Below are 12243 nucleotides of genomic sequence, written 5' to 3' on the forward strand. Positions count from 1 at the left end.
ATTTGCTCGCTTATACGGTGGCTTCGCGGGTGTAACGCTTGGCTTTGTATTGCGGGTTCATCAGGTTCTCGATGGAGAGGATTTCGTCCAGCTGTTCGGCGGTCAGCAGGCCGCGTTCCAGCACGACTTCACGGACGTTCTTGCCGGTCTGTGCACAGATCTTGCCGACGATGTCGCCCTCGTGGTGGCCGATGAAGGGGTTCAGGTAGGTCACGATACCGATGGAGTTCAGCACGTGGTTCATGCAGATTTCCGGGTTGGCGGTGATGCCTTCCACGCACTTCTCGCGCAGGGAGATACAGGCCTTTTCCATCAGGCTCAGGGATTCGAACATCGCCTGACCGATCACCGGCTCCATGACGTTCAGCTGCAGCTGACCGGCTTCGGCGGCGAAGGTGATGGTGACGTCGTTGCCAAATACCTTGAAGCAGGATTGGTTGACCACTTCCGGAATGACCGGGTTGACCTTGGCCGGCATGATGGAGGAGCCAGCCTGCATTTCCGGCAGGTTGATCTCTTTGAGTGCAGTGCGCGGGCCGGAGGAGAGCAGACGCAGGTCGTTACAGATCTTGGAGAGCTTCATCGCCATGCGCTTGATGGCGCCGTGCAGCATCACGTAGGCGCCGCAGTCGGAGGTCGCTTCGATCAGATCTTCAGCCGGCACATAGGCGCGACCGGTGATCTCGGCCAGGCGCTTGATGGCCAGGGCGGAGTACTCGGGCGGGGTGTTGAGGCCGGTACCGATGGCGGTGGCGCCCAGGTTCACTTCCAGCAGCAGCTCCTGGCAACGCTTGATGGACTTGATCTCTTCGCGCAGGGTGACGGCAAAGGCGTGGAACTCCTGACCCAGGGTCATGGGTACCGCGTCCTGCAGCTGGGTACGACCCATCTTCAGGATGTTCTTGAACTCGGCAGCCTTGGCATCGAAGGCGGCGATCAGCGCTTCCAGGGCAAACAGGGTGGTGTCGGTGCTGTTCACCACGGCGACGCGGAAACCGGTGGGATAGGCGTCGTTGGTGGACTGGCACTTGTTGACGTGGTCATTGGGGTTGATGACGTCGTAGCGGCCTTTTTCCAGACCCATCAGCTCGAGGGCGATGTTGGCCAGTACTTCGTTGGTGTTCATGTTGACGGAGGTGCCGGCACCGCCCTGGTAAACGTCGACCGGGAACTGGTCGAAGCATTTGCCGGTGTTCAGCATCAGGTCGCAGGCTTCCACGATCTTGTCTGCAATTTCAGGACGGATGGTGCCCAGCTCGCCGTTTGCCAGCGCGGCGGCCTTTTTGGTCAGCACCATGCCGCGGACGAATTCCGGAACGTCAGAAATCTTCTGAGAGCTGATCTTGAAGTTCTCGACGGCGCGCAGGGTGTGTACGCCGTAGTACATGTCGTTGGAAACTTCTTTGGTGCCCAGCAGGTCTTCTTCAATGCGGACGTTCTTGATGTCGCTCATTGTAATGCCTCAGAAATCAGATAAATGGAAACGATCCTCACCGAGTGGTCGCGAGTTCCTTACGCACGGTTCATCCTGAAGCACCACACATCGAGTGGGGCGGTTGGAGGCCTTTTTTGCCTCCTTCATTACTGACGTCGATATTACCCCAATTGAGGTATCTGATATTAGACCTGGATCACTAAATTTGAGACAACCTCAAATAACTTGTGGTCATTAAACAGATATTGCAATCGACCGATTAACTTTGACAGAACAATGACTTCAATCACAGTCCGGCAAGCCGGTTTTTCTGCGGATCCGGCGCTGCGTCACCCTCCGCACTTGAAAAGTGCGCGCTGACCCCCATTTTAATCAACAGGAACCGATATCATGGCGGGTTGGCAGCGGCATCGACGGCTGTCTGGTCTCGCCGGCGGTTCATTCACATTCACCCGCACTGAGGTTGTTATGGGCAAGTTGTTTCTATTGTTGGTCGGTCTGGTGGTGCTCGAGCTCACCGTGATGATCGAGGTGGGCTCCGTGATCGGCGCCTTGCCGACCGTCGGCCTGCTCATTCTGACTGCGGTGCTGGGCTCCTCTCTGGTGCGCAGCGAAGGGATCAAGACCCTGTTCAATGCGCAGCAGAAGATGCAGCAGGGGGAGATGCCGGGACGTGAGGTGATGGGGGGCATGATGCTGGCGCTGGCCGGTCTGTTGCTGATCATTCCGGGCTTCGTGACCGACTTCTTCGGCATCCTGCTGCTGCAACCCTGGCTGCGCAACAAGCTGGCCGACAAGCTGATCGGCAGCAACCAGTTCAGAATGCAGATGGGCGGTTTTCAGGGCCGTCAGCAGCCGTTCGACGAGGTGCCTGGCAGTGACCAGCCGGGTCAATCCCCGCGCGCCGGTACCACCATCGAAGGGGAGTTCGAGCGCAAGGAGTAAGTGCTGCGCTCAATCCCGGGCCATCAGGGCTTGCCCTGATGGCACAACTGCTCGAAGCGGTGGCGGGCATACCACCAGGCCAGAGTGCCCGCCGCCAGGTTCGCCAGCAGGATCCCCAGATAAATCCCCTGTTCTCCCCCCAGTTTTGCCCCCAGCCAGGCTCCTGGCAGCAAGAAGACAAACAATCGCAAGCCGTTGAATAGAAAAGAGATGCTGGATGCCCTCACGCCATTCAAGGCGGATGCCAGCAGCATCACCATGCCCTGAAAGCCGTAACCGATGGGCACCAGGTGCAGATAGAGCACGATGAGGCGCACCACCTGCGGGTGATCGCTGAACAGATCGGCGATGAAGGGGGCCAGCAGCCAGGTCAGCGCGTAGACCGCCAGCTGGAACAGCAGGGCGAAGCGCATACAGAGCTGCAGCGCCGCTTTGGCGCGGGCCGGGTTGCCGGCGCCACAGTTTTGCGAGATGAAGGGAGCCAGCACCGAGGAGAGCGCCATCATCACGATGAGCAGCAGGGCCTCGACCCTCGAGGCGGCGCCGTAGGCGGCCACCACCTCGGTGCCCAGTCCGGCGAAGATGGTCATCAGCACCGCATTGGCCAGCGGGTTGAGCATGTTGGTGAAGGAGGCGGGCACGGCCACGTGCAGCAGGGCGCGCCAGTGGGCCAGCAACTGCGGGCGCGGGGAGAGGCGCCAGCGCAGCAGGCCCTCGCGGTGGCGCAATATATAGAGGCTGACCAGCATGGCCATCAGCCAGGAGAGGGAGGTGGCGATGGCGGCGCCGCGGATCCCCCACTCGGGAAAGGGGCCTATGCCGAAGATGAGCAGGGGATCCAGCACGCCGTTGACCAGCCCGGCCACCGTCATCACCAGGCTCGGGGTCTTGGTATCGCCGGTGGCCCGGATGGCGGCATTGCCCACCATGGGGAGCACCAGCATGGGGACGGTCAGATACCAGATCAACATGTAGTCGTAGATGAGGGCGATCAGCGCATCGCTGGCACCGAGCAGCCTGAACAGCGGGTGTATGGTTAGCGCCCCCGCCACGGCGATGAGGGTGACCAGCAGCACCGCCAGGAACAGGTTGTCGGTGGTGATGCGGGCGGCCTCTTCATGCTTGCCCTGGCCGAGGGCATGACCCATCACGGCGGAGAGGCCGGCCCCCAGCCCCATGGCCAGCGAGGTGACCACGAAGGTGACCGGAAAGGTGAAGCTGATGGCGGCCAACGCCTGGGTGCCCAGCATGCCGATGAAGAAGGTATCGACCAGGTTGAAGGCGAGGATGGCGACGATGCCGAGGATCATGGGGCCCGTCATGCGCAGCAGTACGGACGTCATGGGGGCTGTCAGCAGGGGATTGGGTCGGGTCACGGGCTGGTCTCTGTACATCTGGCGGAGTTCTGGCTGCTGGCAGCACAAACCGGTTTCCTGACCGGGACTCGGGCGATCCATCGAAGACCTTCATAGTACGTGAAAATATTTTTTTTGTATTTGCCCTTGAAGGGTTAACAAACGTACCCCACATCGGAGACATATCTAATTTGGCCAGGAATGGCCATTCCTCAAAGCAACACAGAGACTCATTTTGGGAGAGTTATCGATGAAAATTCGTCCACTGCACGACCGCGTCATCATCAAGCGCATCGAAGCTGAAGCCAAATCCGCTGGCGGCATTGTCTTGACTGGTACGGCGGCCCAGAAGTCCACCCGTGGTGAAGTTCTTGCCGTGGGGACTGGCCGAATTCTGGATAATGGCGACGTCAAAGCCCTCGCCGTCAAGGTTGGTGACAAGGTGATCTTCAACGAAGGCTACGGTGTGAAGACCGAGAAGCTGGATGGTCAGGACGTGCTGATCCTGTCTGAAACCGACATCCTGGCGATTGTCGAAGAGTAATCCACCCCTTTCCCCCAAGAATTGATTGAAGGACTGAACAAAATGGCAGCTAAAGAAGTCAAGTTTGGCAACGAAGCCCGCATCAAGATGCTGGAAGGCGTCAACATCCTGGCCGATGCCGTCAAGGTGACCCTGGGCCCGAAAGGCCGCAACGTGGTGCTGGACAAATCTTTCGGCGCTCCGACCATCACCAAGGATGGTGTCTCCGTCGCTCGCGAAATCGAACTGGAAGACAAGTTCCAGAACATGGGCGCCCAGATGGTCAAGGAAGTCGCTTCCAAGGCCAACGACGCAGCCGGTGATGGTACCACCACCGCGACCGTACTGGCCCAGGCCATCGTCAACGAAGGCCTGAAGGCCGTTGCCGCCGGCATGAACCCGATGGATCTGAAGCGCGGTATCGACAAGGCCGTGGTGGCCGCCGTTGCCGAACTGCAAGCGCTGTCTCAGCCCTGCGCAGACAACAACGCCATCGCTCAGGTTGGCACCATCTCCGCCAACTCCGACGAGAAAGTCGGCAAGCTGATTGCCGAAGCCATGGACAAAGTGGGCCGTGACGGCGTCATCACTGTAGAAGACGGTCAGGGTCTGGAAGACGAGCTGGCTGTGGTTGAAGGTATGCAGTTCGACCGTGGCTACCTCTCCCCGTACTTCGTCAACAAGCCGGAAACCGGTGCCGTCGAGCTGGACGACCCCTTCATCCTGCTGGTTGACAAGAAAATCTCCAACATCCGCGAAATGCTGCCGGTGCTGGAAGGCGTGGCCAAGGCTGGCAAGCCGCTGATCATCGTCGCCGAAGACGTTGAAGGTGAAGCGCTGGCGACTCTGGTGGTCAACACCATGCGTGGCATCGTGAAAGTGGCTGCGGTCAAGGCGCCGGGCTTCGGTGACCGTCGCAAGGCCATGCTGCAGGATATCGCCATCCTGACTGGCGGTACCGTGATCTCCGAAGAAGTGGGCATGGAGCTGGAAAAAGCGACCCTGGAAGACCTGGGCCGTGCCAAGCGCATCGTCATCACCAAAGAGAACACTACCATCATCGATGGCGTGGGTGACGCAGGCCTGATCGAGAGCCGTGTAGCCCAGATCCGTCAGCAGATCGAAGAGACCTCTTCCGACTACGACCGTGAGAAGCTGCAAGAGCGCGTAGCCAAACTGGCTGGCGGCGTTGCGGTGATCAAGGTGGGTGCTGCCACTGAAGTCGAGATGAAAGAGAAGAAAGCACGCGTTGACGATGCCCTGCACGCGACTCGCGCTGCGGTGGAAGAAGGCGTGGTTGCCGGTGGTGGTGTGGCGCTGGTGCGCGTTGCCGCCAAACTGACCGGTCTGCGTGGTGACAACGAAGACCAGAACGTGGGTATCAAGGTTGCTCTGCGCGCCATGGAAGCTCCGCTGCGTCAAATCGTCATCAACGCCGGTGAAGAGGCCTCCGTCATCGCCAACGCGGTGAAGAACGGCGAAGGCAACTATGGCTACAACGCCTACACCGAACAGTACGGCGACATGCTGGCCATGGGCATCCTGGATCCGACCAAGGTGACCCGTTCTGCCCTGCAGTTTGCCTCTTCCGTTGCCGGTCTGATGATCACCACCGAGTGCATGGTCTCCGAGCTGCCGAAGAAAGATACCCCTGCCATGCCTGACATGGGCGGCATGGGTGGCATGGGCATGATGTAATTCAGCCCGGGTTACCAAACGGCTCGCTTTTGCGGGCCGTTTTTTTTATGGCGACTAGACTGAGTCTATTGTCAGTGACTTTATCCGAGGTGAATATGCGTGTACTGGGTTTGATTTCATTACTGTTTTCTCTGGCCATGCCGGCAATGGCGCTGGAAACGCCGCAAGGTCCCGTCATCCTGAAGGTGACCGGAAATGTACAACCGGCGGAAGCGACCGAAGGGGTGGTCTCCTTCGATCTGGCGATGCTCAAGGCGTTGCCGCAGCACGAGATCGTGACCGCCAACCCCTGGGTCGACAAGCCGCACAAATATGTGGGCCCCAAGCTGGCCGATCTGCTGGCCGCCGTCGGCGCGGATGGCAAGGCGATCACCTTGACCGCATTGAACAGTTTTCAGATCAGGCTCAACTGGGATAAGGTCAAGCAATACGACCCGATTCTGGCCTGGCAAGATGATGGGGTCACCATGCGGGTACGGAATAAGGGACCGCTTTGGTTTATCCTACCGCTGGATCAATATCCCGAGCTGAAGCGCTCGGAGTTTACCGACATGATGATTTGGCAATTGAATGCCATTGATATTCAGCATTGATGTAGTGGCTTCTGGGAGCACGAGTGAAAGCAAAGACCAAGGCGTGGCCTTTACTCATCGTTCTTTATCTATCCATCCTGCTGTTCACCGGGAGCACTCTGTATTGCCTCGCACAAATACAGAATGCGACCCGGGTGATGGAGAAGTATACCTATGACGTCTCCTGGGCCCTGATGCAGTTGCAACTGGAGTTGGGGCGCTTCCTCAACTCCGTCGAGATTTACCATTATGGTGGTATCGATCACGATACCCTGATGTTGCGCTACGACATCCTCTGGAGCCGCACCCCCATCCTGCTCAGCGGCCAGCTGCGTCAGAGCATGAAGGACAAGCAGAAGACTCTGCGGCTTGTGCAGTTGATCGAAAGCAATATCCGCGAGATGGAGCCCAACATCACCAACCTGAAGTCGGGAACGCCGGATTATCAGCAGATCATGATGCGGCTGTCGCCTCTGCAGGAACCGCTTTCCTATTCCCTCGCCTCCGTGATGCAGAAGAACATCAATGTCTATTCGGGCAATGACAAGCGCTTCGGCCAGTTGCGCAATGCCCTGTTGTTCATGGTATCCGGGCTGGTGTTGTCGGTGATGCTGCTGAGCGGTCTATTGATCCGCGAGGCGCGCCGCCATTTCAGAGTGGCACGGATAGACCCCCTGACCGGGCTCTCCAATCGCCTGGCCCTGCTTGAGAAGATGGAATCCTACGCCAGCAAGGAGACGCCGTTTGGTCTGGTGCTGGTGGACATCAATGACTTTCGCGACATCAACAGCAAGTTCGGTTACAACACCGGTGACTTCCTGTTGCAGGAGTTGGCGAAACGGATGCGCGGCCTGTGTGAAAACGGTGAGTGGGTGGCCAGGCTTGGCGGTGACCAGTTCGCCATGATCCAGCGCGAGAGCAGTGATCTGCGTCAGGTGAGGGAGCTGGTAGCCCGTCTGCTGCACGCGCTCAAGCAGGACATCATCATCGACAACTATCCATTCCGGCTGGAGGTGGGCATCGGCATCGCCTTCTTCCCGATGGACAGCAAACAGGCCCAGGAACTGCTCAGCCGGGCCGAACAGGCACTGTTCCACAGTCGCAAGACCCATGTGCCGTACGTCATCTACGACAGCTCGCTGCTCAATGAGACAGCGCGTCGCAAGCATCTGGCCAGCGACATGATCATGGCGCTGGAGCACAATGCGCTCGAGCTCTACTACCAGCCCATCGTCAACCTGGAAAGCGGCCGCTGCGAGGCGGTCGAGGCCCTGCTGCGCTGGCGTCACCCTGAGCTTGGTTTCATCCCGCCCAACGAGGTGATCCAGGTCGCCGAAGAGTTTCAGCTGGCCGAAAAGCTGGGTAGCTGGGTGCTGAATACCGCCTGTGAGCAGCTCTATCAATGGCAGCAGCTGGGCCTGGTGGATCTGCAGATGTGCGTGAACATCTCTCCTGGCATGTATCAGCGCAACCTGCTGAAGCTGGTGGCCAAGGCGCTGATGGACCACCATATCCCGGCTGCCAGCCTGGTGCTGGAAGTGACGGAAGACACCACCATGCGCGAGGTGAAAAACTCCCTGCAGCTGATGCAGGATCTCAACCAGCAAGGGGTACAGCTGGCGCTGGATGACTTCGGGACGGGCTACTCGTCTCTCAGTTATCTGCAGAAACTGCCGGTCAGCAAGGTGAAGATCGATCGCTCCTTCATTCAGGGGATCGATACCTCCATCGAAGCGTCCGAGCTGGTCGCCAACATCTGCCGTATGGGCTCCATGTTGGGCAAGAGTCTGGTGTGCGAAGGGATCGAAACCCAGGCCCAGCTCGACGTGCTGCGCACTTTGACCGACATCCATCTCTATGGTCAGGGTTATCTGTTCAGCCGTCCCGAGCAGGCGGAGAAGGTCTATCAGACCCTGCTGGAGATGGAAGAGGAGTGGCTGGAGCGGCGTCAGCCCGACAAGGCGTATTTAATTTAGCCAAAGTGCTCATGTCTGGCCTAAGATGGCCGATAGTCTTAGGGCAGGAGGTACACCATGGATATATCTAGTTCTGCATCTGCGTCATTTGGTTCTGCATTGATGACGGCCAGCCTGGCCAAGAAACAGCAGACCCAAGAAGGTGAATCTGCATTGAAACTGCTGCAAACAGCGGCTCAATCAGCACCGGTTGCACCGACATCGGCCAACGCTTCTCTGGGAAGTAAAATCGATATTCGCGTCTGACCCTAACGAAAAAGCCCCCATCTAGTCGATGGGGGCTTTTTTATGTCTGCAATATCGCAATGTCTCTCTTGGCTCAGACCGGAAAAGGGGCTGGTGCCTCGAAGGTCATCCGTTCGCCGCTGCGGGGGTGGCTGATGGTCAGGCTGGCCGCATGCAGATAAAGGTGCGGTGCCGCCGCCAGCGCCTCCGGATTGGCGTAGAGGTTATCCCCCAGAATGGGGTGCCCCAGCTCCAGCATATGAACCCGTAGCTGATGGGAGCGACCGGTAATGGGAGTCAGCTTGATCAGGCTGTTGCTATTCTCCACCTTCAGCTTCTGCCACAAGGTCAGGGCGTGACGCCCCTCCTCAAAGTCCACCTTCTGCTTCGGGCGGTTGGGCCAGTCGACGCAGAGCGGCAGATCCACTTCACCCGCATCCAGTTCCGGCTCGCCCCACACCCAGGCCAGATAGTGCTTCTCGGTTTCCCGCTCGCGGAATTGCCGGCTCAGCTCCCGGTGAGAGTTGGGATTGAGGGGGATCACCAGCACACCTGTGGTCGCCATGTCGAGACGATGGGCTGCCGCCGCCTTGGGGTGCTGTTGCTTCACCCGATGGAGCACGCTGTCTTCATTCTCGGGGCCGCGCCCGGGGACGCTCAGCAGGCCAGTGGGCTTGTTGACCACCATGATGTCCTTGTCCTTGAACAGGATATCGAGCCAGGGTTCCAGGGGCGGTGAGTATACAAACATAGCGTCTCGCATCTTTGGTCAAAGCGGGGGCAAGCCCCCATCAGTTATGGATTACCACGATAAAAGTGCATGGCAGCCAACTCGCGTTGGGTCTGGTCGTTATCAACCAGACGATGCTTTCACAGTTTTATCAGTTATGGGTAACCACGATAAAAAGTGCATGGCATCCAACTCGCGTTGGGTCTGGTCGTTATCAACCAGACGATGCCTTCACCGTTTCATCAGTTATGAGTAACCACGATAAAGCGGATGGCATCCAGCTTGAGTTGGGTCTGGTCGATCAGGTGGTGCAATTCTGCCTGCAGATTGCGCAGATAATCCAGTTCGCTGTCGCGCACGTTCGGGTTGACTGCCTTGAGCGCCTCCAGACGATCGAGATCCTGCTGCAGAGTTTGCGCCATCTGGGCACGGGCCTGGTCGACAATATTCGCCTTCAGTCCTTCGGCAATCGCCTGGCCCTGGCCAATCAGACCGTGGATCACTGGCTGGGAAGCGGTGACCAGTTTGCTGCCCAGGTGGCGGTTGACCGGCGTCAGCTGGCGGTTGAAGGCATCGAAGGCCACCTTCTCACCCAGGTTGTTGCCGTTCTTGTCCATCAGCAGCCGGATCGGTGTCGGTGGCATGAAGCGGTAGAGCTGGGGATGGGCCGCAGACTCGGCGACGAAAATCAGCTCCAACAGAATGGAGCCGACCGGCAGCGCCTTGTTTTTGAGCAGAGCTACCGAGGTGGCACCGATCTCGGAGCCGAGGATCAGGTCGATACCGCCGCGCATCATGGGGTGATCCCAGGAGAGGAACGACATGTCGTCCCGCGACAGGGCGGTGGTGCGATCAAAGGTGATGGTCATGCCGTCTTGCGGCAGTCCCGGGAAGCTCGGCACCAGCATGTGGTCGCCCGGCATCAGCACCAGTGCGTTCTCACCGCGATCATCCTGATTGACGCCGATCTCGTCGAACATCTTGAGGGCGAAGGAGATCATGCCTGTGTCGTCATCTTCGGCGGCCAGCTTCTCGACCAGCTGCTGGGCGGCGGCGCCACCGCTGGAGTGGATCTCAAGCAGACGATCGCGGCCCTGTTCCAGTTTGGCCTTGAGGGGCTCGTGCAACTCGCGGGTGCGGGTCAGCAGTGCTTCGAGGGTCGCCTGCTCACCGGTGTTGGCGGCCAGCAGCTCGAACAGTTCGTCACGCACCGCTTCAAACACCGGGCGGGCGGTCGGGCAGGTCTGCTCGAACGCATCGAGGCCATCGTGATACCAGAGTTGCAGGGCGCGCTGGGAAGTGCCCTCCAGATAGGGAACGTGGATCTCGACGGTGTTCTGCTGGCCGATGCGATCGAGACGGCCGATTCGCTGCTCCAGTAGATCCGGGTTGAGGGGCAGGTCGAACAGCACTAGATGGCTGGCAAACTGGAAGTTGCGACCCTCGGAGCCGATCTCGGAGCAGAGCAGCACCTGGGCGCCCCCCTCAGCTTGAGCGAAATAGGCGGACGCCTTGTCCCGCTCGAGGATCGACATCCCCTCGTGGAAGACGGCTGCGCGGATCCCCTCGCGGGTACGCACGGCCTCTTCCAGCGCGATGGCGGTGGCCGCTTCGGAGCAGATCACCAGTATCTTCTGCTGACGGGCAGAGATCAGCAACTCAAGCAGCCAGTCGACGCGCGGGTCAAACTGGGTCCAGCTGGCGTTGTCGCCTTCAAACTGCTGGAAGATCTTCTCGGGATAGAGGTAGCGCAGGGCACGGGTCTGCAGATCGCCGCCGTTGCCACCCATCATGCCCATCACCTTGATGGCGGTCTTGTACTGCTCCGGCAACGGCATGGGGTAGACGTTGAGATGACGCTCGGGGAAGCCCTGAATGTTGGCGCGGCTGTTGCGAAACAGCACGCGACCGGTGCCGTGCTGATCCAGCAGCTTGGCGACTGCCTGCTGACGGGCGGCCGCATCAGTGAGATCCAGACCATCAAATTGGCCTGCCAGGGTCTGTTTGGCAGCTTCGCTCAGGGCCTCGCCATCCAGCAACTCCTGGGCGGCACTGGCGACTTGGCCATAGGCTTGCTCCTCGGCGAGGAAGGCTTCGTAGTCGTAGAAACGCTCGGGGTCGAGCAGGCGCAGACGGGCAAAGTGGCTCTGATGGCCCAGCTGGTCCGGGGTCGCGGTCAGTAGCAGCACGCCTGGCACCTGTTCGGCCAGCGCTTCCACCATTTCGTAGGCACGGCTTGGCGCTTCCTCGCTCCACTCCAGGTGATGTGCCTCGTCGACGACCAGCAAATCCCATTCGGCTTCCAGCAACTGCTCGAAGCGGCGGCGCTTCTTGCGCAGGAAGTCGAGGCTGCAGATCACCAGCTGTTCGGTTTCGAAGGGGTTTTCCGCATCGGCAAAGGCCTCGATGCAGCGCTCCTCGTCAAACAGGGAGAAGTGCAGGTTGAAGCGGCGCAGCATTTCGACCAGCCACTGGTACTGGAGCGTTTCGGGCAGCAGGATGAGCACGCGATGGGCGCGGCCGGAGAGCAGCTGCTGATGAATGATCATGCCCGCTTCAATGGTCTTGCCGAGGCCCACCTCGTCTGCCAGCAGTACGCGCGGGGCATAACGGTGGCCTACTTCATGGGCGATATAGAGTTGGTGCGGGATCAGGCTGACCCGGCCACCGGCCAGACCGCGGGTCGGATTGCGACGACGTTTGTGCTGGTTGACCAGCGCTTCGTAGCGCAGGGTAAAGCGGGACATCCGGTCGATCTGGCCGGCGAACAGGCGATCCTGTGGC

10 protein-coding genes (1 of these 10 cut by a window edge) are annotated in these 12243 nt (G+C 59.3%); 6 read left to right on the forward strand and 4 right to left on the reverse strand.

The features are described 5' to 3' along the window. Positions 1 to 10: 10 nt before the first annotated feature. Positions 11 to 1453: an aspartate ammonia-lyase gene (gene aspA, locus I6L33_RS08575; RefSeq protein ID WP_005309505.1), complete on the reverse strand. Its 1443-nt coding sequence runs from the start codon at positions 1451 to 1453 to the stop codon at positions 11 to 13. A gap of 450 nt (positions 1454 to 1903) precedes the next feature. Here aspA and I6L33_RS08580 point away from each other — a divergent pair, with 450 nt between their 5' ends. Then, a complete protein-coding gene (locus I6L33_RS08580; RefSeq protein WP_019839814.1) occupies positions 1904 to 2380 on the forward strand; it encodes an FxsA family protein in 477 nt (158 codons plus the stop codon). Positions 2381 to 2403: 23 nt separating this feature from the next. Here I6L33_RS08580 and I6L33_RS08585 read toward each other — a convergent pair whose 3' ends face one another. Continuing rightward, positions 2404 to 3804 carry an MATE family efflux transporter gene (locus I6L33_RS08585; RefSeq protein WP_019839813.1) on the reverse strand — a complete coding sequence of 467 codons (1401 nt, stop codon included), beginning with the start codon at positions 3802 to 3804 and terminating at the stop codon, positions 2404 to 2406. A gap of 181 nt (positions 3805 to 3985) precedes the next feature. Between I6L33_RS08585 and I6L33_RS08590 the strand changes: the two genes are divergently transcribed. The 5 genes from I6L33_RS08590 (at position 3986) to I6L33_RS08610 (ending at position 8750) form a co-directional block, all read left to right on the forward strand. After that, positions 3986 to 4279, forward strand: a complete 294-nt coding sequence (locus tag I6L33_RS08590; protein WP_005309514.1) for a co-chaperone GroES — start codon at positions 3986 to 3988, stop codon at positions 4277 to 4279. Positions 4280 to 4321: 42 nt separating this feature from the next. After that, positions 4322 to 5956 (forward strand): chaperonin GroEL, encoded by a 1635-nt coding sequence (gene groL / locus I6L33_RS08595; RefSeq protein ID WP_005309517.1) that lies wholly within the window; start codon positions 4322 to 4324, stop codon positions 5954 to 5956. Positions 5957 to 6051: 95 nt separating this feature from the next. Then, positions 6052 to 6549 carry a hypothetical protein gene (locus I6L33_RS08600; RefSeq protein WP_005309520.1) on the forward strand — a complete coding sequence of 166 codons (498 nt, stop codon included), beginning with the start codon at positions 6052 to 6054 and terminating at the stop codon, positions 6547 to 6549. A 23-nt stretch (positions 6550 to 6572) separates the two neighbouring features. Next, positions 6573 to 8504, forward strand: coding sequence for a bifunctional diguanylate cyclase/phosphodiesterase (locus tag I6L33_RS08605; protein ID WP_017785684.1), 1932 nt, complete (start codon positions 6573 to 6575; stop codon positions 8502 to 8504). A 57-nt stretch (positions 8505 to 8561) separates the two neighbouring features. Then, on the forward strand, positions 8562 to 8750 hold the full coding sequence (locus I6L33_RS08610) for a hypothetical protein (protein ID WP_080628999.1): 189 nt from the start codon (positions 8562 to 8564) through the stop codon (positions 8748 to 8750). Positions 8751 to 8823: 73 nt separating this feature from the next. On the opposite strand, the gene rluA is transcribed toward I6L33_RS08610, so the two are convergent. Beyond that, the gene (rluA, locus tag I6L33_RS08615; RefSeq protein WP_017780964.1) at positions 8824 to 9480 is read right to left on the reverse strand and encodes a bifunctional tRNA pseudouridine(32) synthase/23S rRNA pseudouridine(746) synthase RluA; all 657 of its coding nucleotides are present in this window, start codon (positions 9478 to 9480) and stop codon (positions 8824 to 8826) included. A 221-nt stretch (positions 9481 to 9701) separates the two neighbouring features. Next, positions 9702 to 12243, reverse strand: partial view of an RNA polymerase-associated protein RapA gene (gene rapA / locus I6L33_RS08620; protein ID WP_216973900.1) — the 3' portion only. It continues 326 nt past the right edge of the window; 2542 of the gene's 2868 nt are visible here — the last part of the coding sequence; the start codon falls outside the window, past its right edge; it ends in the stop codon at positions 9702 to 9704.

It is taken from the genome of Aeromonas sp. FDAARGOS 1403 (assembly GCF_019047325.1).
Classification (GTDB): domain Bacteria; phylum Pseudomonadota; class Gammaproteobacteria; order Enterobacterales; family Aeromonadaceae; genus Aeromonas; species Aeromonas dhakensis.